Source organism: Bradyrhizobium campsiandrae (assembly GCF_014529705.1).
Lineage (GTDB): Bacteria > Pseudomonadota > Alphaproteobacteria > Rhizobiales > Xanthobacteraceae > Bradyrhizobium > Bradyrhizobium campsiandrae.
The window spans coordinates 69,814-90,949 of the sequence record NZ_JAANIH010000006.1; the positions used below are offsets into that span (position 1 = coordinate 69,814).

At 61.6% G+C, this 21,136-nt stretch carries 13 protein-coding genes; 3 read left to right on the forward strand and 10 right to left on the reverse strand.

Features of this window, described 5'->3' with window-relative positions; genetic code table 11:
* Positions 1–90: 90 nt before the first annotated feature.
* Entirely contained in the window at positions 91–4,704 is a 4,614-nt protein-coding gene (locus G8O24_RS06230) for a beta strand repeat-containing protein (RefSeq protein WP_188097539.1), read from the reverse strand.
* A gap of 262 nt (positions 4,705–4,966) precedes the next feature.
* Positions 4,967–6,295 (reverse strand): glycosyltransferase, encoded by a 1,329-nt coding sequence (locus G8O24_RS06235; protein ID WP_188097541.1) that lies wholly within the window; start codon positions 6,293–6,295, stop codon positions 4,967–4,969.
* Positions 6,296–6,322: 27 nt separating this feature from the next.
* Between G8O24_RS06235 and G8O24_RS06240 the strand changes: the two genes are divergently transcribed.
* The gene (locus tag G8O24_RS06240) at positions 6,323–7,423 is read left to right on the forward strand and encodes a glycoside hydrolase family protein (RefSeq protein WP_188097543.1); all 1,101 of its coding nucleotides are present in this window, start codon (positions 6,323–6,325) and stop codon (positions 7,421–7,423) included.
* A 49-nt stretch (positions 7,424–7,472) separates the two neighbouring features.
* Here G8O24_RS06240 and G8O24_RS06245 read toward each other — a convergent pair whose 3' ends face one another.
* From G8O24_RS06245 to G8O24_RS06280, 8 genes are all read right to left on the reverse strand, one after another.
* On the reverse strand, positions 7,473–8,219 hold the full coding sequence (locus G8O24_RS06245; RefSeq protein ID WP_188097544.1) for a hypothetical protein: 747 nt from the start codon (positions 8,217–8,219) through the stop codon (positions 7,473–7,475).
* A gap of 140 nt (positions 8,220–8,359) precedes the next feature.
* Positions 8,360–9,802, reverse strand: coding sequence for an oligosaccharide flippase family protein (locus G8O24_RS06250; RefSeq protein WP_188097546.1), 1,443 nt, complete (start codon positions 9,800–9,802; stop codon positions 8,360–8,362).
* Positions 9,803–9,985: 183 nt separating this feature from the next.
* A complete protein-coding gene (locus G8O24_RS06255) occupies positions 9,986–11,398 on the reverse strand; it encodes a polysaccharide biosynthesis protein (protein WP_188097548.1) in 1,413 nt (470 codons plus the stop codon).
* Positions 11,399–11,467: 69 nt separating this feature from the next.
* Positions 11,468–12,667 carry a glycosyltransferase family 4 protein gene (locus G8O24_RS06260; protein ID WP_188097549.1) on the reverse strand — a complete coding sequence of 400 codons (1,200 nt, stop codon included), beginning with the start codon at positions 12,665–12,667 and terminating at the stop codon, positions 11,468–11,470.
* A 51-nt stretch (positions 12,668–12,718) separates the two neighbouring features.
* A complete protein-coding gene (locus G8O24_RS06265; protein WP_368736598.1) occupies positions 12,719–13,906 on the reverse strand; it encodes a glycosyltransferase family 4 protein in 1,188 nt (395 codons plus the stop codon).
* A 240-nt stretch (positions 13,907–14,146) separates the two neighbouring features.
* On the reverse strand, positions 14,147–15,364 hold the full coding sequence (locus tag G8O24_RS06270) for a polysaccharide biosynthesis/export family protein (RefSeq protein WP_244645760.1): 1,218 nt from the start codon (positions 15,362–15,364) through the stop codon (positions 14,147–14,149).
* Between the two features lie 534 nt (positions 15,365–15,898).
* Positions 15,899–17,059 (reverse strand): glycosyltransferase family 4 protein, encoded by a 1,161-nt coding sequence (locus G8O24_RS06275; protein WP_188097555.1) that lies wholly within the window; start codon positions 17,057–17,059, stop codon positions 15,899–15,901.
* A 68-nt stretch (positions 17,060–17,127) separates the two neighbouring features.
* The gene (locus tag G8O24_RS06280) at positions 17,128–18,243 is read right to left on the reverse strand and encodes a glycosyltransferase family 4 protein (RefSeq protein WP_188097558.1); all 1,116 of its coding nucleotides are present in this window, start codon (positions 18,241–18,243) and stop codon (positions 17,128–17,130) included.
* A gap of 295 nt (positions 18,244–18,538) precedes the next feature.
* On the opposite strand from G8O24_RS06280, the gene G8O24_RS06285 reads away from it, so the two are divergent.
* Both G8O24_RS06285 and G8O24_RS06290 read left to right on the forward strand, forming a co-directional pair.
* The gene (locus G8O24_RS06285; RefSeq protein ID WP_188097693.1) at positions 18,539–19,549 is read left to right on the forward strand and encodes an NAD-dependent epimerase; all 1,011 of its coding nucleotides are present in this window, start codon (positions 18,539–18,541) and stop codon (positions 19,547–19,549) included.
* A gap of 187 nt (positions 19,550–19,736) precedes the next feature.
* Positions 19,737–21,050 (forward strand): UDP-glucose dehydrogenase family protein, encoded by a 1,314-nt coding sequence (locus G8O24_RS06290; RefSeq protein WP_188097560.1) that lies wholly within the window; start codon positions 19,737–19,739, stop codon positions 21,048–21,050.
* The last annotated feature ends 86 nt before the right edge of the window (positions 21,051–21,136 follow it).

The window sequence follows — 21,136 nt, forward strand, 5'->3', positions numbered from 1 at the left end:
GCGAGGTGGTGGCGAGCAGGCGAGGCCCAGCTCATGCCCGGGGTTGCGTGCGGTGAGGTGGAACCGCGCCGCACGCGCCCCCGGGCCTGATCAGACGAACAAGAAGTCGTTGCTGCTCAGATTTGCGGCGACGACGTTCTTCAGCAGAACGGTGTCATTCGCGGTGACGTGGACCAGCGTGTCGGCGCCGGACTGGCTGAGCTGGAGCTGGCTGTAGTCGGTCGCCAGCAGCTTGGCGATCGCGACCGTATCGTGGCCGGTTGCCGATCCCGCGTGAAAGCCGTTGACCGTGTCGTTGCCGCCGCTGAAGGAGATCGTGGTCGATCCGGCGCCAGCCACCGCAAAGACGTCGTTTCCGGTACCGCCGGCAAGCGAGATGCCTGCGACCTTCGCCGCGGCGTTGTGCGTTCCGTTCGAGTTCAGGATGTCGACATAGGCGAGGTTTCCGGCGGTGTTGTAGGCGTCGTGCTCCGTGTTGGTGGCATTGAAGTAGAAGTTGTCGTGCGACCCGTCGGCGGTGTTGACGTACATCTTCGCGTCGTCGCCGTCCGTGTGGACCGTCGTCGAATTCGAGCCGTCGGTGTTCTGGACATAGTCGCTGGCGACCTTGCCGTTCGAATAGGCCTGGGTATCCTTCGAGCCGTCGGCATTGGTGATGTAGACCGAAGTCTTGACCCCGCTGCTGTAGTTGGTGGTCGTGGTATTGCCGCTGGCCTTCGCCACCGTCTGGGTCACGCTGCCGGCCGTATCGAACGAGGAGGTCAGGCTCGACCCGTCGGTGTAGTTCTGCACCTCGGTGGTCTTGTGCCCGGTCTGGTCGTACAGATCCGTCGTGATGCTGCCGTCCGAATTGACGACCTTGCTGTCCTGCAGGGTGCCGTCGGCGTGCAGATCGGTGATAGCCGTGATCGTGCCGTCCGCCGTGCTCTGCTGGATCTCGGTCGGGTAGGCCTTGCCGGTGATGTTGAAGAACGTGTTGGTGTGCGTGCCGTCCGCATGCGTCTCGTAGGTCGCGGTCTTGACGTCGTTGCTGTAGACCGTCGTCGACGACGAGCCGTCGGTGTTCTGGATCAGCGTGCTGGTCAGATGGCCGGACGTGTAGAGATCGGATTCCTTCACGCCGTCGGCGTGGGTGATGTAGACCGAGGTCTTGACGCCGTCGCTGTAATTGGTCGTCGTCGAATCGCCGCCGGCCTTCGCCACCGTCTGCGTGACGGCGCCTGCCGTATTGTAGGTGGAGGTCAGCGTCGAGCCGTCGGCGTAGTTGACGACCTCGGTGGTCTTGTGACCGGTGCCGTCATACTGGTCGGTGGTGACGCTGCCGTCGGCATTGACGACCTTGCTGTATTGCAGGGTGCCGTCCGCGTGCAGGTCGGTGATCGCGGTGATGGTGCCATCGGCCTTGGTCTTCTGGATCTCGGTCGTGTAGGCTTGGCCGGTGATGTTGTAGAAGGTGTTGGTGTGGGTGCCATCGGCGTTGGTGGCGTAAACCTTGGATTTCACGCCGCTGGCATAGACCGTCATCGTCGACGAGCCGTCGGTCTTCTGGACGAGGTCGCTGGCGATCACGCCTGATGTGAACAGCTTGGTGTCCCTGGTGCCGTCGGCGCTGGTGACGTAGATCGAGGTCTGCACGCCGGCGCTGAGGTTGGTGGTCGTGGTGGTGCCGTCGATTGCCTTGGCCACGGTCTGTGTGACGACGCCCGAACTGTTGTAGGTCGTCGTGAGGCTTGAACCGTCGATGTAGTTGCGCACCTCCGTGATCTTCTGGCCGGCCGTGTTGTAGAGGCCGGTGGTGGTGCTGCCGTCCGCGTTGGTGATCTTGGTGTACTGCGTGGTGCCGTCAGCGTGAAGGTTGGTGAAAGCCGTCACGGTTCCGTCGGCCTTGGTGGTCTGGATCTGCGTCGTGTAGGGCTGACCCGTGATATTGTAGAACGTGTTGGTGTGGGTGCCGTCGGCGTTGGTGACATACACCTTGGATTTGACGCCGTTGGCATAGACCGTCATCGTCGAGGAGCCGTCGGTCTTCTGGACGAGATCGCTGGTGATCACGCCGGCTGCGAACAGCTTGGTCTCCTTGCTGCCGTCGGCGGCGGCGATATAGATCGACGTCGGAACGCCCGCGTTGAGGTTCGTCGTCGTGGCCGTGCCGTTGGCAGACTTGGAGACCGTCTGCGTCGCGACCCCCGACGTATTGTAGGTCGTGGTGAGGCTCGAGCCGTCGGCGTAATTCTGGACGACCGAGATTTTCTGTCCGGCGCTGTTGTAGAAGCCGGTGGTGGTGCCGCCGTCAGCGTTCAGGACCTTGGTATATTGCGTCGTGCCGTCGGCATGCAGTTGGGTAATGGCGGTCACCGTTCCGTCGGCCTTGGTGGTCTGGATCTGCGTCGTGTAGGCCTGGCCGGTGATATTGTAGAAGGTGTTGGTGTGGGTGCCGTCGGTGTTGGTGACGTACACCTTCGATTTGGCGCCATTGACATAGAGCGTCACCGTCGATGATCCGTCCGTCTTCTGGATGGTATCGCTGGAGATCACACCTGATGTGAACAGCTTGGCTTCCTTGGTGCCGTCGGCGCTGGTGATGTAGATCGACGTCTGCACCCCCGCGAGGTAGTTGGTGGTCGTGCTGGCACCGCCGGCACCCTTGGCAACGGTCTGCGTCCCCGCGCGGGATGTGTTGTCGGTCGTGGTCAGGCTCGAGCCGTCGGTGTAGTTGCGCACCGCCGACGGCTTCTGGCCGGCGCTGTTGTAGAGATCCTTTGTGGGGCTGCCGTCGGCGTTGACCACCTTGGTGTATTGCGTCGTGCCGTCGGCGTGCAGGTTGGTAATGGACGTGATCGTCCCGTCAGCCTTGAGAGTCTGGATCTGAGTGGCGTAGGCCTGCCCGGTGATGCCGTAGAACGTGTTGATACGAGTTCCGTCGGCGTTGGTCTCGTAGACCTTGGACTTCAGGCCGTTGGCGTAAACCGTCGTCGTGACCGATTTGTCGGAGCCGAGGCCCGTTTCGCTGGAGATGCTGCCGTCCGAATTGTAGTTGATGGTCTGCTTCGCGCCGTTGGCGCTGACGATGACTTCCTGCGTCTTCACGCCGGCTGCGTACAAGATCGTGTCGCTGCTGGAGTCGACGTTGACGAGCGATTTGCTGGTGATGACGCCGTTGCTGAAATTCGACGTCTGCGTTCCCGTCAGCGTGCCGGAGGCATTGAAGAATTTCGTCTCGCTCCAGCTCGTCGTGGAGGTCGTCACGGAGAAGGAGTAGCCGCCCTGAATCGCCGCCAGCGCGTTGCCGTAGTGCGAAATGATGTAGTTCATCGTCGACGCCGAGGCGACGGCCAGCACGTGGGTGTCCGTCAGGGTGATCGATTGCAGCGTCGTGGAGGCCGAGAGATCGGCGAGTTCGGCGACGATCTGGGCGGCAGTGCCGGTGACGTCGCTGGTCTGGCCGGGATTCGAGGGAGCCCGGGCGACGCCATCGATCTCGATGATGATCGGGTGATCGCTCACGGGAATCGTGAATGAGCTGACATTGGTGTAGGTCGCGATCGGGTCGGTGCCGCCGGTGGGATCGTAGACCTTGATGGACTGGTGCACGCCGTCGAGCTGAACCGTGACGGTCTGGCTCGGATTGCTGATCTCCGTGTTCGTCTTGGGATCCCAGACCTTCGGTTCGGCCCAGACGACGAGATCGTAAGCGCCGTTGCTCTTGCCAAGCCCCATGCTGTTGCCGGGGTCGGGCATGTTGTTCAGCGGGTACCTCAAGGGGCTCGTCGGCTGGCCGCTGCCGGTTCCGTCGTCGTTGAGGATTGTCGTCAGATTATGCACGGCGGTGGCAGCCAGCTTGGGCGTGCCGTCGTCATAGAACAGTCCGAAATGGCTCTGCGGGTCGGTGTCGCTGCTCGACGAGTTGCGATCGAGCAGCTCGTAGAGATAGGTTGTGCCGACACCGCTCTTGAAGGCGTCCATCAGGGCGGTGAGGATGGATTTCGACTGGACCGATTCGTTCACCCCGAGATATGGCGTGGTGCTCAGCGTGGTGTATCCGGTTTCGGTGATCACCGTGGGATCGCCTGGTGATACCGAGCTTGCCAGGTTCAGCGCCGATGCCAGCGCGGCCGCAGGGGTCGTACGGGTGCTGACATAGGCGTGCGAGTTGGCGTAGTCCGAGGACGCACCGAGATTGCCGAGCTTGGCGAAATCCGCGGGGTCGTCGTAGCCGAGGGTCAGATTGTAGACCGGAAGCTTCGCGAGGGAAGCGTCGGCCTTGATCGCGCTGTAGAGCGCCTGCTGGAATTGCGCGGCGGCGCTGATCGACGAACTGCCATTGTAGCTGAACGCCTGGAGATTGACTTCGTTCAGGCCTTCGAGCGCGATGACGCTGCCCGGGTGGGCCGCCTGGAACGCATCGAGCGCGGCAATGTATTGCTGCAGGCCGGCGGCGCCGGTCGCCGGGATCGATGATGAGACGCCGAGATCGAATTTGTATCCGTCGTTCGCCAGGCCATCAAGCACAGGTTGTGCTGCTGGAATGTTGGTCAAACCGTCGCGAAGCGGCGTGACGCCGAGATATTTGAGATCGGCTTCGATCAGCGCGAGGTTGTTGTAGTTGCCCCACGCGTATGACACGTGCGTGTTGACGCCGATGGAACTCGTGAACGCGCTTGCGGAGAGAACGGCTTGATTGCTGCTGGTGATAGTCGTCGACATGAGTTGCTCTGGTGATGCCCGCTGTGTTGCTTCATTGCGTAGCGGCAGAGTTTGTCAGTGACGTTAGAAAGAAGGCTAAAGATGTAGGTATCCGCGGCTTTTCGCTGAACGAACTGCAAGTATTTTCAGCATATTGTGCGACACTGCTTGTTCCATGTGGGAACTCGTCGCGATCGCCAAATCAGCGTCCGCGCATGCCCGTTGTTCTACGGAATCTTTTCACGACAACGACGTGACGAAGATGAAAATGATTCGTCGCGCGCTAATGCACCGATGCGGTGTTCGATGCCGATGCGCCAGGCAACTGATACTCGCTTCGCCACCCGAGTCGCTGCGCATCGCCGTCGGCGATGGCTTCCAGCAGCGGTCGCAGCGCCTTTCTGGCGCCGCTCAGGCTGCGATAGGCCAGGATTGCCTCGATCGCGAGGAGGCCGACATAGCTCGTTCGGTTGATTCGATAAATGATCGGGGAGGTTGTATACCGTTTCTCAATCAGGATTCGGTTCCGGCAGGCATAATAGAGCCGCCAGGCAGGTGCATCCGGACTGACAAGCGCGCTGCGTGCACTGGTGCTGGGCTTGTCCCAGGATTCCTCGGCATCGTTGATGCAGCCCACATCGGTCAGATAGACGGTAATGCCGGCGTCCATCAGCCGCAGCGAGTAGTCGTGGTCGTCGCTGTAGAGGACGAAATCCTTGTTCGGGGGCGACACCTTCCGGATGGCGGCCATCGGCAGCAGCAGCCCGCCATAAGGGGCAGTCTCGATCCGGCGCAGATGAAGTTCCCCGTGATTGTCCTGATCTGGCCGGCCGGATCGCGTGAACCGTCGCCATAGTTTCGACGGAAGCGAGGCGAGGTGAAAATTCAGGAACGAGTTGGCGCGGATGGCCACGGCGTTCTGATCGGCGAGCAGGGTCGGATAAATACCCCGATGCCTGCGCAACGCGCACAGCCCGATATCATCGGTCGCGCCGAGCGCCGTATGCAGCGCGAGCAGGCGCTCGAGGAAGCCGTCCTCGCCGACATTATCGTCGTCCAGAATCAAGACAAATCCCACATCGTCGTCTTCGAGCCGCTGGACGGCGGTGATCCCGGCATGAAATCCGCCGGCAGATCCCAGATTCGAATCCAGCCTGATGACGTCGACGCGTGGTTCGGTTGCGAAATCGTCAGCCCGGACGGGGCGGTTGCATCCATTGTCGACCACGATCACGCGTTTGACCGCTTGGTTGCTCTGGACAGCTGCCACGGTCCGCCGCACCAGCTGCTCGCGCCGCCCGTAAGTGACGATGACACATGCGACCGATCGTCCCGCGCTGGTCGTGCGATTGAGAACGATCGATGGCTTCGGTTCCAGTGGAGCGTTCGACAATTTACTCTCGCTTGGCATCAGTTCATTTCGTTCGGACGACATTATAGCTACTCGGCCGAATTGGAACGGCAATTTCGTCGGCAATTTTCGCCACAAAAGCGTGCAAGCCTCCTGTTCGCTCCGGAAGCGGCTGTGCCCTCCCGGTGAAAGCGGATTGTGATCAGATTGTGAAGGTCGGTCGTACGGATGCAGGCGATGGTGGATCAGAATCTGATGCATGCAGTTTCCCGAATGCACGGAGGCGCAATGTTCCGGCAAGTGAAGAGAGCGATTCTGGCTGCACTGTTCATAGCGCTCAGTCTGGCGACGTTCGTCGAGACTGCCAGCGCAGGTCCGCTCACATGGGGGGTCGACGGTCCCGACGGACGACGCGCAGACCTGAAGGCGATCTTCGAGGTCATGCGGGCGCGCGGGCTCACGCAGTACAGGGTCGGTGCGAACCTCGCACGGGACACCGATCCCTACGAAGTGCAGATGTACCGGGACATGCTCGCGCTCGCCAAGACCTACGGCATCACGCTCAAGCCGATATTGGCAACTCCTTTTGCCTGGGGTGATCGCACCGATGGCGGCAAATATCCGGCCGGCGACTGGAACGCGCTGTACCAGCAGGCCTATTCGAGAACCTATAGCTTCGTGATCAACTTCAAGGATCAGATCAAAGATTGGGAGATGGGCAACGAGATCAACCTTCTGGCGCTGGATTCCAGCGGCAAGAAGCTCTACGGCCGCGGCTGGACCGCCGAGGAATTCGACATGCCGGTCATGAACGACTGGGTCGCGGTGCTCAAGGGCATGTCGGATGCGATCGACAAGATCAATCGCGAGAACGGCACGCATTTGCGACGGGTGCTCAACACCACATCGACGATGTTCGGCTTCCTCGACTTCATGGCGTCGAAAGGCGTCGGCTTCGACGTGATCTCCTATCACTACTACGAGGTCCTGAATCAGAATCCGAACCGCGCGTGGGGAGGCAGCCGGCAGCCCTACAACCTGTTCAAGAAGCTTGGGTCGTATGGCAAGCCTGTGGTCTTCAACGAGGTCAATTGCGGAGAGATCTACAAGCCGGCTTACGAGAACGAGGCCGGCAAGCCTCTCACCGAGGCATGCTTCAAGAGCCTGCATACGACCTTGAGCTTCATCGCCAACCAGGTCGATGCCGACGTCGAGAGCGTGCTGATCTACGAGCTGTTCGACGAGCCGAAGAAAGCCCCGCCGGAAAACCGCTTCGGTTTGATGTACGACCTCAAGACGCCGAAGATTCCGCTTTACATGGTGTCGCGCTTCGCGGGAAAGGAACTCGCGCCGCACGAGGCCGAGGAGCTGAACAAGCGGGGAATGTAGCAGCGGCAGGTCAGGCGCTGCAGCTGCCGCGCCTGCGGCAACGTTCGGTCTAGATCCAGAGCCACGGGCAGACCGTGTCTAGCCCCACCCGGATGTAGAACTTCCAGATGTTGTCGGTTGCATATCCCTTATTGTCGAGGCCACGGATGCCGCTCACGAGCGGCACGGTCCGGAACCGTCGAACGAATTTCGACGTTCGCGGCGCGGCGTCGAAATCGTCGCGCAACGCCTTCTCGGGGAACGCGGCAGCGGACGTCTCCTCATAGAGCTTGCATTTGCCCTGGAGATATCGGCGATAGCCGGCTTTGGTCCACGCCATCATGTACATGTCGACGACCCTCTTGGGGTAGTTGCGCATGTTGACGTAGAAGTCGAATTCTTTCGGGCGCTTCTGGATCAGCTTGGCAAGATTGAGGACGATGTAGCGGCCGGTGACCTTCCAGATCGGGGTGTTCGCCTCGGCTTCCCTGACGAAGCGCGAATTCTCCATGGCATAGTCGAGCAGGAACAGTTCGCCGTAGCCACGGCCATACATCTGCGGGTAATCCAGCCCCGGGACGGATATGAACTCGATTTTGTCCCTGATGTTAAATTGCTCGGCGATGGCCTTGAGGCTCGACAGGTCCGATTCGGAGTTCTCGACGAAGACGATCTGGTCGATGCATTGGCCGACCTGGCGGCCATAGAACCCGAGCGTGTCTTCATAATCCCTGCGGCGGAGGGCGGGATCCTTGCGGCCGAGACTTCTGACGTCGGCTTTCGGCGTGATGGTCGCCGTCATGATCAGGATATTCATGGGTCCTTTCGATGTCATCTCATCAAATCCTCGCGGTCTGGCGCGGCAGATACTGTCGCTAGCTCGTCGAAGTCTTGCAGGTTTGTCCGATGGTGTGAAGGTTCGAGGCCGATCGCATGGGCTGCGATCGAGCCGGATTTCTAGGTGGCGGCAACGCGCCCCTTGTTCAGTTCAAGATCGCGCAAACCGAGGACCCTCCGTCCCAATTGTCGGTGAAACAGCAGATAGCTGATCGCGATGGTCACGACGTAGGCAGCCGTGCCAAGCAGCCAGGCGGACCTCGGTGTCACCGCCATTTCCATGACGCGATTTGCGGCAACGAGACCGAGCAACGTCGCGATCGTCGCAGGCGCAAGCGCCTTGACCAGATCGAGCACCGGCAGCCGGGTTTCCCACGAGGTGATCAGCATCGTGGCGACGGAAACGACCAGCGTCACCGCGAGGTAGATCTTGATGATCCCGATCAGCCCAAATCTCAGTCCGATGACGAACGCCACGATGGTCGAGATGCTGTTCGCGGTCGACACCCAGAATTGCAGCTTAGCCTTGCCGCGCGACAGCAGCATGGCGCCGCTATAGGCCGTGATCGATTGCGCCGCGCCGGCGATCGACATCAGCCCGACCAGGGGAATGATGCCGGTCCACTTGGCCGGAAAGAACGTGGTGAAGAGATAGTCGGCGCCGAAGGTGAGATAGAGCATGCCGGGAAACACCACGGCCGCCGTCAGCGACAGCACGCCGCAGATGATCTCGTTGCGCTCCTTCAGGGAACCCCTTGCGGCCTGACGGCTGAGCGTAGCCATCAGGACGCCGCTGCCGGGCCATGTGATCACCATCAGCGGAAGGATCATGATCTGGTAGGCGAGGCCATACAAGCCGACGGCCGCCGCGCCGACGGCGCCGCCGATCAGGACGTTGCCGACCGCCCGGCCGGCAAAGTTGAGCAGATTGCTGGCCAGCACCCAGCCGCCGAAGGTCAGGATCGAGCGCACGCGGCCCCATTGAAAGTTGAGCTGCACGTCCTTTCGCGCGATGAATGCGAAGGCCGCGGCGCGGACGATCTGGACGACCACATAATAGCTCACCAGTGCCCAGACGCCCCAGCCGAGGAGAGCGCCCAGAACGCAACTGATGACCGAGACGATGACGGCGGTGATCTCGACGCTCGCCACGACCTGATAGCGCAAATGCCGCTCGAGCACGGCGCGCGGGCCGAGTGCGGCAATCGAGAGCACCACCGAAATCGACAGCGTGGCGAGCACGCGTCCCAATCCCTCCATTTCGAGGCCGGCGGCAAGAGGCGCGGAGATGGCCGCCAGGATCGCCGCGCAGAGCAGCCCGATGGCGCAGATCAGCGTGATCGCCGCGCCCGCGTCATCCCGATCGAGCGTTGCCCGCTGCACCATGGCGCTCGACATGCCGAGATCGGTCAGGAGCGCGATGAATCCGACGAACGGCAGCGAAAAGGTGACGAGGCCGAATTCTGCAGGCGCCGCGAAATACGTCATCATGACGGTCATCGCGAACTGCAGGCCGGATTTGAGGACGTTCATGCCGGACATCGACAGCAGATTTTTCAGCATTGCGTCGATCTCCGGGTGCCAGAGGATGACATCCACTCAAGTTCCATATCCCCCAGCCCCCGCACCCGCGCGTTTATCTCGCACATGCACAACTGGCAAGACAAGCGATCGTGCAAGTCGCACTGCCGGGTTGTTGGGCAGAGCATTGTTCGTTTTCGCGCGCATGGTGGCGTCATGCTGTCTTTACACATCTGCTCGGGATGTGCCGGGCGCTTCGAGAAAGCGTCCTCTCCAGGCAAGGAGCGCGACGATCGCCGTGGCCGCCACGATCTTCGCGCCCAGCCAGATCGCAGACGTCGAGGGAACAGCCGAAAATGCGCCGATGATTGCGGCCCCCGCAACGGATGCCGCGACGAGACTCCATCGTGGCGTTGCGCCGAACCGGATCATGGGCCCCGCTGCGAGCACGATGACGATCGCGGTTGCGAGGATCGCCCCGGTCAGGACGAAAGTCGGTATTCCCGTGATTGCTTGTGTCGGCACGGCGACGGCGAGGACGAGCAGCAATTGGCAGAGTGCGACGACGACGAGCCGCACCGCGGATTTCGTCAAATGTGGCGCAATCGCGAGCGTGGATTGCAGATGACAATGCATGAAATAGAAGCAGGCCGCGGCCGCCGACGTCTGGAGAAAGCCCGGCAGAATGGACGCCGGAACGAACAATTGCCCGGCGTCCGGCAGAAATCCGATCAGACCTCCGAGCATCACCAGGGTGGCGCATATGATGAAGTCGAGGAGGTGGGCGACGGCCGAACGGGCATCGGCGGCGCTGCCGCGCTCGTATTGATGGACGACCTCGGGGTAGTTGACGGTATGAATGGCCGCGACGAGCACCGCGAACGGCCGTTGCAGCAGATCGATCGCCATCGAGAAGCCCGCGGTGACCGCCGGGGCGTTCGCACCCAGGCCCGACACGACGACGAAGCGCATCGAGACCGGAACCGAAAGGTGTAGCACCGAGGCGCCGGCGGCGAGCATCCCATAGTGCGCGAAGCCGCCCCAATCCCGAAGCAGGTCCGAACGCGCCACTTTCCGCAGCGCGTAAGGATGCAGCCATTGGCCCGCGATCAGGCTGGCGAGTTGCGCCCCCAGCATGCCGAGCAGCGCCGCGTCGGCCGTGCCATGGAACCACGCTGCGGCTGTCGCCCCGCCCACCATCAGCGTCGCTCTGAGAATCAGGAGAAACGCAGCTGCACCGAGCCGGTGCGAGACGCGGACGACCATGAAGTGGAGGTCCGTAGCACCCTGGGCGACGGCCAGCGCGAGGCCGACATAACCCACGCTCGCGGCGATCGGTGGCACGAACGAAACGACGAGGCCGCCGATCACCAGCAGCGCGAGCGCGCTGGCGAGCGCGGCGGCGAACAGCGAGGATCTCAGTCGTTCTGCATCGTCCCGCACGGCGGCGGCCAGAAAGCGCACGCCGGCCAGTTGCAGCCATTCGAACATCAGCACGCTGAGCAGCTGACTGGCGGCGAGCGTGAGGGAGAACGTGGCGTAGGCGAGCGGCGAGAGAACCCGGCCGAGCAGAAAGATGAGAATGATCGCCGCCGCACTCTGGTAGACGACCCCGGCAAGTGCGAACAGGCGGGTCATGTGACATTCAAGCCGCTGACCGTCGCGCAGGGAGGAACGGGTTCATGGCGCAAACCGGTCATCCCGATTCTATTGCTTTCGCCGGCTCAAATGTTCGAAGGCGTCGCGATATTCGGTGATGACGTCCGTGAACGTGCGGTGGTCGTTCTTCTCGGCCAGCCTGCCGACCATCGCCGCCAGCTCCTCGGGCTTCGACATGATGCGCAGAATGCTGTCCGCCAGCGATTTCGGGTCTGGCGCGGTCAACCAGCCGACTGCCCCGCGCTCCACGGCTTCTGGGATTCCGCCTAATGGCGTCCCCAGGAAAGGCTTGCGGGCGGCCTGCGCGTCGGCGACGACGAGCGGACCCGGCTCCTCCCAGATCGGCGGGAGCACGACCACGTCGATCTGCCGGTAGAACTTCTCCGGCTCGACGAAGCCGAGAAATTCGATGTTGGCCTTCGGCGCCATCGCCCTGAGCTCCTGCTGGATCTGCGCGTCAGCGACGCCTGCGATGACGAGCCGCACCCGGTCATGGGGAAGATAGGCGAACGCCTTGACGAGATTGTAGATGCCTTTCTCTTCCGTGAGACGGCCGATGAAGCCGAGGATCAGGACCGGACCTGGATCATGCCGCGAGGGCGCGGAGACCGGCATCGTCGATGCATGGTGGCTCACTTTGCGCAGCTCCGTATCCGTGAACAGGCCCGTCTCGAGATGGATGTCGAGGATGCGCTGGCTGACGCCGACGACGCCGCGCAGATATTTGGTCGCGCCTCGGCGATTGATGGTCAGCAATCTGCAGCTCATGCAGGTATGCTCGCAGGTCTTCCCCTTCGAGAAGCGCGAGCATCGCGGGCAAGTCAGGTAGTAATCGTGCAAGGTGTGGAGCACCGGCACGTTCATTTCGGCGGCGACCTTCCATACGGCCGTGGTGAGGCCCGATAGATTGTTCGAGTGCAGCACGTCGGGCCTGAAGGCCTTGATCCTGTCGGCGACGAGGTCGGCGCTCCCGCTCCAGTCCTCCATCACATGCCACAAGCCTCTCGCCGGCGCGCTGCGCTGCCCGGTGAAGGGTCGATAGATATTCTTGACCGGCGCCGAGTACACCTCGATCCCGTTGTCCGTCTCCATCGCCTGTTCAGGCAGCGAGGCGGCGCGAACGACCTCGACGGTATCGCCATTCTTCAACAGGCCGTCGGTAATGCGGCGCACGAATATCTCGGGTCCTACGACCACCTTCGGGGCGCCGGGAGTCGGATACAATGACGATGTAATCAATACCCTCATCGAAAGAATCTCATCCAGTCTGGATCTGTGAACGAACCCCGAGAGTCCTTCTCATCTTTCTCCATCGGCGTTCGGGGTGCCTGCCAAATAGACGTCGAGATATTGTCGGGTGACAGCTTCACGCCAGAAGCTGGCTGCAAATTCAGGCCGCGATGGGAAAGCCTTCTTCCATTTCGGCGCCTCGCTGATGGCCTGCTTCATCAGTTTGGCAAGTTCGTGAAAGTCGCTCGGCTCGTAAGTGCCGAGCGAGGTCGAGAAATGCGAGATCTCCGGTATGCCGCCGGCGGTCGAGCAAATGGTCGCCCGACCGGCGTTGATGCTTTCGATCAGCGTGCGCGGCAATGGCTCGGGCCAAACCGAACTGATCAGGCAAACATCCACGGTGGAGTAGAATTCCGTGGGCTTCACGAAGCCCAGCCATTTGATCCTCTGATTATCATACCGTCCCCTCAGCTCCCGTTCGTAAGCTTCGATGCCCTTTCCGGCGGTTGTGAGTTGCCAGCGCGAATCCGGGAGCAGCGAGACGGCTTTGAGGACGACATCGATGCCCTTTTCCGGCTCGATGCGGCCGATGAAGCCGAAAGTCATGTCGGCATCGGAGTTCGGCGGGCCAGGCCGAACGCTGGAATCTGCAATGTTGTAGATGACCCGGTGCGAAACGTCGGGGAAAAAGCCGAGCTTGAGGTGCCGGTCGAGCACGTACTGGCTGTTGGAGACCACCGCATCGACCATCCGCGAGGCGTACAGATGCGGCATGGTCATGGTGGTGCACGCCAGGCAACGCTGTTCGCAGGTGGAGCCTTTGCTGAAGAGCGTCGATCGTTTGCAGATCAGCGAATAGTCGCGCAGCGTATGAACGATACGAAGGTTGCGGCGCTTGGCCTCGGCCCAGAGCGAGACTGAAAATCCGGTCAGATTGTTGGTGTGGACGACATCCGGCTTCTCGGCGTCGAGAATGGCGCCAAACCTCTTCGCCGCCGGCCTGTTCCAGGTATCGCGCAGGTGCCATCGCAGACGTTCGAACGGAGGCGGCTTGCGATCCTGTCCAAACGGCCAATAGGCATTGTCGATCTGCACCCGATAGGTGCGGATCCCGTTGCGATTGCCGATCGAGACGTCGCCGGCTTCCTGCAGGCAGACGACGGCAACCTGATGGCCATTGCGCATGAAGGCTGCTGCGAGCAGCGATACCGACACCTCGGCTCCTCCCATGACGTCGGGCGGATAGAGGGTATTCACGATGAGTATCTTCAACGATCGCCTCATGCGTTGATCTATGATTGGGGCGCACCTCGCTTGCCACGCAAGAGCCGGATCCGCAATCGCATTCCATCCCAAAACGGCGTGAACGATCACGCCGGGGACGAGCGTGGAATGCTCATCCGGTATTCAAGAAGCGGGCCATGAAAATCCGGTCCGGATCTCCGCGCAGGATGAAACCGAACCGAACCATGCGAGATGAGACGCGCGTGGTCGTTCCTATTTGGAGTTGACCACGACGGTGGAGATGTTCGACGCGTTCGTCGAGGCCGCATCCAGCGGGTTCATGAGTTTGACAAATTCGGTCGACGGCGATTCCGCGACCGAAATCACGTCGTGATCTCGCATCCTGAACGTATCGGCCTGGAACCAGCCGTCGGGCTTGCTCATGTCGAACTTGTAGACGGCCGGGACCGTCACGGTCGGAAATTGCGAGACGTTGACGCCGATGCTCGCGAGAAGCGGCTTTGGCTCGAACCGGTAGACGTAGATCGACTTGGAATCGGCGCGAGTTCCATCGAGGCCGCCGGCTTTCGCGAGGGCCTCGGCCAGCGACATGTTGTCGTTCTCGAAGGTGAAGCGGCGGTTGTTCGTGCCGCCGATCGATCCCGGCGACGGCGTCGAGCCGAACGCCATGTAAACCCTGGGAATGCGCGTGAGGAAGACCACGTCACCGGGAGCGAGCAGCACGTCCTCGCTCGGATGATGCACGACCGAGGACATCGTCTCGCTGTAGGTGCGTCCTTCGCGCTTGATCGTGATCGTGCTCTCATAGGACGGAAATTTGGGACCGCCGGCGCGCGCGATCGCGCCCATCAGTCGAATGCCGCCGGGATCGATCGGAAAACGCAACGGCGAATTGACTTCGCCCAGCACGCTGACCTGATTGCCGCGCTGCTCCGCGACGCTGACGACCGCTTGCGGATCGATGGCGCGATCCTTGAGGCGTTCACGGACGATGTTCGAGACGGCCCGCGGCGTCAGTCCGGCGACCTTGATCGAGCCGGCGTAGGGAATGTTGATATTGCCGGACTGGTCGACCTGCTGGCGCGGAATGTCGACGAAGTTGCCCGGCCTCACGCCGGCTTCGCGCGGAATGAACAGGCCGCCCGCCTGTGCCTCGTAGACGGTCACGGTGACGATGTCGCCGACGCCGATCGTCACGTCGCGGTAATTGCCGCCGGGGAGGTGGGAGAAGATGAGACCGGAACTGTCGGTGAACGCGTTGGTCGCCTGCAGCACCGCCGGATTGACCGGCATCAGGGCATAGGCAAGCGGCGCCCTCGGCGCGGTGCCAGGCGCTGCATTGGTCTGCGTGGCAACGGCATCGGGAGCGTCCAAGGGGATGACGTTCGCGCAGCCCGCCAAGGAAATGCCGACCGCGGCGATGGCCAGAATTCGACTGATCCCGAAGTCCGAATGAGTTCGTTCGGTCATCGTCAATGTCATGTCCCCGCACTCACGCAAAATCTGAATTACCGTAGCAATCATTCAGCCGCAGAGTCACTGCTGCCTCTTCGTGTTTATGGTAAAGCGCAGATGGTTGTGTCCTTATTGCAACTTCGGAATCTGCAGACACGTCTGCGCGGCTGTCTAAAGTTCGCGCGCGACATTGTTCGCATCCTTGCGTCGCGCAAAGTAGACGCACGCGTGTCGGATCGATGTCACCATTAAGGCCGAGGCGACTTCGTGAGCAGTGCAACGACCAATCTGCGCATCCGATGATCATCACGCGATGGAGTTCCCTTCGGGCTGAGTTGCCTGATGTCGATCCGATGTCTCGTCTTTGAGCACTGGGACTGCACCGACCGATTGCATCGAAATTGTCCGTTGTCGGCACCATCTCAGTCGATGCTTCGATCCGATCGGGGGACGGTCGGATATCAAGGCGCAGACAGCGCGACAAACCGCATCATGACTGATCGGGGCTCGCGCAACTCTTGCTAGCCCGATGGCATGCTCGGCCGGTGCTTATGGTCGAAGATTGTTCGAGAAATCGGACTGCAGCTTGGGTTGCCGCCTGGCCTCGGTCTTCTGGATGTGCAGGACGTCGGCATACACCTGAGTCAGGTTCCGGTGGGTCTGCCTGATGTCGTAAAGGCGCGCAAAGCGGCTGTATCCGGCCTGGCCGACCGCGGGCAGATCCAGCTGGCTCGCGCGCTGAAAACCCTCGACCAGCTTGTCCGGCGAGACCTCGTCGCAGAGCACGCCCGTGACGTCGTCTTCGACGATTTCCGGCAGCGCGCCGATGCGGAACGCGATGATCGGCTTTGCCGCCCGCATCGCCTCGATCGCCACCAGGCCAAACGCCTCCCAGCGCGAGGGAATCGCGACCAGATCGGCCTGGTCCAGTTCCGCTTCGATCTCGTTTCGATTCATCCAGCCGAGCAGCGAGACGTTGGCAGGCAGGTCGTCGACGTTGAACTTGCTCACGACCGAAGCGCCGATGAGGCGCACGTCGAGCAAATTACCGAGCGCGCGCGCCGCATCAATCAGCAGGTCATATCCCTTCTGACGGTCGAGGCGTCCGATGAAGAGGACCTTGATCTTGTCAGACCGCCACGGTGCTGCACGCGTGTCGAGCATGGGACGCTGTTTGGAAATGCCGTTATGCACAAGGACTAGGCGATCCGCCGCAATGCCGGCCCGTATGGCGTCCGCTCGCTCGCTTTCCGAAATGCAAATGATGCGGTCGGTGAGGGGCGACAGTGCAAGCTCGGTGAATTTCGTGACGTCGTGGCTGAGACGGCCCGTCTCGCGACCGAAGGCCCATCCATGGGGGCAATAGACGATGCGTGTATGTCGGGAGGCGAACCACAGCACCGGGCGCACCACGAAGCCGGCGAGCGACGAGTGAAGGTGGATGATGTCAGGCTGAAGCTGCCGGACCGCACGGATGGTTGCAGAAAGCATGCGAAACAACCCGAGCACGCTGCGTCCGTCACGCGGAAATGTGGTGATGGCATCGTCTGCGATGTTCACCAGGTCGCTGCGATGATCGGATGGAACGACGTAGTGAACGTTTCCAGGCCCGAAGCTCGCGGACTGATGAGGATGGAGCTCGTTGAGATAGGTCGCAATCCCGCCCCTGACCGTTTCGGCGATGTGCAGAACCTTCAAGCCGCTGGACAACGGTCAATCCTTCCTTGTCTTGCGAAGACCATGTGTAGCGCCTCTAAAGCAGCGATATCTGGGCCGCATCATCGTGACGGGCCGGCGGTTGCGTCTTGCGGCACGAGTTTGCCAAGGACATCAAGCAAGATTGCGGCCGATTTGTTCCATGAATATGTCGCCAGCCGTTTGCGCTGCTGTTCCTGCTCCATCGGCGAGATCCTGCCGAGATCAATTCTTTCGCGCATGCGCGCTGACAGCTCGTCGGCGTCGAGCGGGTCGAAATAAGCGGCGGCATCGGCGCAGGTCTCGCGAATCGCTGGAGCGGAACTCGCGATCACCGGGCAGCCGAAATACATCGCTTCCAGCGGAGGAATTCCGAAGCCTTCATAGAGACTTGGGAAGACGAACGCCGTTGCGCGGGCGAACAGCGCTGCGAGCTCCTCGTCCTTCAGGCGCCCGGCGACGATGATCCCCGCTCCCGATTCGGACGAGCGTCCGCCGAACACTTTGTTGTTGTCGCCGCCGACTACAACCATCGGGAAATCCGTGCGGCCGAGCTGCTCGGCCGCACGGATGGCGGTCTCGACATTCTTGTTCTTGGTCATCGACCCGACGAAAAGAAAGAATCGGTAGGGCTCGAGGCGCAGAGTCTCGATGATCGAGAACTGCGGATCGACCGACGCAAAATGTTCCGCGCTGTTCGGAATGATCGGGATCGAGGCGGGATCCAGCGACAGCACGTCAGCAAGTTCGTTGCGTGAAAACGCGGAAACCGTCGCGATCCTTGCCGTGCGGGCCAGCAGATGGCCCAGCGTCCGATGCAGGGCGAGATAGCGCCGACTGAAGAAGTCCGGTCGCCGGAATACTTGTGCGTCGTGGAGCACGACCAGATGATCGCGGTGAAGCACGGGGCCGGAGTTGGCGAGGCTGATGAGGCGGGTGCCGGAGGCCGCGCGCGCCAGATCGATCTGGTCCCACGCATGCCCACGGAATGTTCCGACGTGTTTGAGCCTGATGTGGCGGAGACCGGCGAGTGTCTGCGCATTCGGCGGCGCCAGGATTTGCCACTCTGCATCCAGCAGTTGCTGTGGGGCCTGTTTGCTCGCAAGCAGACGGTCCGTCGCCTTGACGATTTCCGCTGCGTAGCGCTGCACGCCCGTGAGCGACTGTGACAGGAACCTTCCGTTGATGGAAAACTTCAAGAGCGATCTTTTTCTTTGCGCGTCTCTCGCGCGAACGATGCCTCAAGACTGAGCATTAGCGCCGACTGTGCGATCTCGCGTGCACGACCCATTGCATGTAGCACATGTAACGCCGTCATCCGAGTGTGCTCGCAAGGCGGGTCCGCATGCGAGGATGCATGACGCCATCATGTTTCCCACACATTTCGATGCGCTTAGATGCACGCGCTCGGCTTGATGATTCCTGTCATCGTCAAAACCTTGCCTCTCATGTCCTGGTCTGGCATTGCTTCACGGAGTGAACGAGGTGACAAGTTTGCGGCCAGTGATCGTGACCGGCGCTGCCGGCTTTATCGGAATGCACGTTTGCGAGCGACTGGTCGCCCGTGGCGAGCGGGTCGTTGGTATCGATGCGCTCACGCCGTACTACGACCCGGCGCTCAAGCGGGCGCGCCTCGAAAGGCTCAAGCATCTTCCCGGCTTCAGCTTTCACGAGATCGACCTTGCGGATTTCGCCGCAGTGACACACGTTTTCGATGAAGCTGCGCCCGATCGGGTCGTGCATCTCGCGGCGCAGCCCGGCGTCCGCGCCTCGATCGACGATCCCATCACCAGCATCCGCGCCAATTGTGACGGCTTCGTCACCGTGCTCGAAGCTGGCCGACGCCACTGTCTGGCGCATCTCGTCTATGCCTCGTCGAGCTCGGTGTATGGTGCCAATCGTACCTTGCCGTACTCGACCGAGCAGTCGGTCAACCATCCGGTCAGCCTTTACGCCGCGAGCAAGAAGGCCAACGAGCTGATGGCCCACACTTTTGCGCATGTTCACAAGCTGCCGGTGACGGGTCTTCGCTTCTTCACCGTCTACGGACCGTGGGGCCGGCCCGACATGGCCGCCTATCTGTTCACGCGCGCGATCTTCGAGAATGAGCCGATCAAGATTTTCAACAATGGCGATATGTGGCGCGACTTCACCTATGTCGACGACATCGTCGAAGGCGTGATCCGCACTCTCGATCGGCCCGCGGCGCCAAATCCGGCATGGAACGCCGAGCAGCCGGAAAATTCGTCGAGCTATGCGCCTTATCGCGTCTACAACATCGGCAACAATTGTTCGGTCAAGCTGCTCGAATTCGTCGAGACGCTGGAGAAGATCATCGGCAAGCCGGCGGTCCGCCAACTGATGCCGATGCAGGCCGGTGACGTCCTGGAAACACGCGCCGACATTTCCGCCCTGCAGCGCGACGTCGGTTTCGCGCCATCGACGCCCATCGCGGAGGGCCTTGCCCGCTTTGTCGAATGGTATCGAAAGTATCACAGCGTGTAGTCGCCGAACCGAACGGCAGCGCAGCACGCTGCTCGGCGCACAGCCGGCGTGGTTCGCCTGTCAATCGCGACGTTAAGGTTTATTCGGTGCGCGCAGCCATCTGCCCTAATGTTGGGCGTGCGACCGGATAGCGAATTGGTCTAGGGTGTTCGATGAACATCCGCCTTCAACGGAAAGAGTCTCTATCATGCGCATCACGATGATCGGCACGGGTTATGTGGGACTTGGGTACGGGGCCTGCTTGGCCGATTTCGGCCACGACGTGGTTTGTGTTGATAAGGACGAAAAGAAGATCGCGGCGCTACTTCGCGGTGAAATCCCGATCTACGAGCCGGGCCTCGACGAATTGGTCGCGACCAACGTCAAGGCCAAGCGCCTCAGCTTCACCACCGATTTGTCGCAGCCGGTGGCCGATGCGGACGCCGTGTTCATCGCGGTCGGCACCCCCTCGCGCCGCGGCGACGGCCACGCCGATCTCTCCTATGTCTACGCCGCCGCGAAGGAGATCGCGCAGGCGCTGACCGGCTTCACCGTGGTGGTGACGAAGTCGACCGTGCCCGTCGGCACCGGCGATGAGGTCGAGCGCATCATCCGCGAGACCAATCCGAACGCCGACGTCGTCGTCGCCTCCAATCCGGAGTTCCTGCGCGAGGGCGCGGCGATCCGCGACTTCAAGTTTCCCGACCGCGTCGTGGTCGGCACCGCCGACGAGCGCGGCCGCAAGGTGATGGGCGACATCTATCGCCCGCTGTCGCTGAACCAGGCGCCGCTGATGTTCACCGCGCGCCGCACCGCCGAGATGATCAAATACGCCGCCAACGCCTTCCTGGCGACCAAGATCACCTTCATCAACGAGATCGCCGACCTGTCGGAAAAGGTCGGCGCCAACGTGCAGGAGGTCGCGCGCGGCATTGGCCTGGACAACCGCATCGGCACCAAGTTCCTGCATGCCGGTCCCGGCTTCGGCGGCTCGTGCTTTCCGAAAGACACCAAGGCGCTGATCAAGATCGCGCAGGATTACGACGTGTCCTTGCGCATCGTCGAATCCGTGCTGGCCGTGAACGAGAACCGCAAGCGCGCGATGGCGCGGAAAGTCAGCCAGGCGCTCGGCGGCTCCCTGCGCGGCAAGACCATCGCAGTGCTCGGCCTCACCTTCAAGCCCGACACCGACGACATGCGCGATGCGCCGTCGATCCCGCTCGTCACCGGCCTCCTCGACATGGGCGCCAAGGTGAAGGCGTTCGATCCGGTCGGCATGGAGCAGGCCAAGGGCGAGCTGCCCAACATTATTTATTGCGAGGATGCCTATTCCTGCGCGCAAGGTGCCGACGCGCTCGTCGTCGTCACCGAATGGACCCAGTTCCGCGCGCTCGATCTCGATCGGCTGAAGACGATCATGGCGCAGCCTGTTGTCGTCGACCTCCGCAACATCTACCGCCCCGAAGAGATGCTGGCGGCCGGATTCGTCTATGAGAGTGTCGGGCGGTCGTCTCAGGCCTAGCGCGGCAATGCGCCGCTGAACCCGGCGATGTTTCGCCCCTCGTCACGAGGCGGGCGAAATGGTTTCCGTTGCGGTATGCTCCCGCC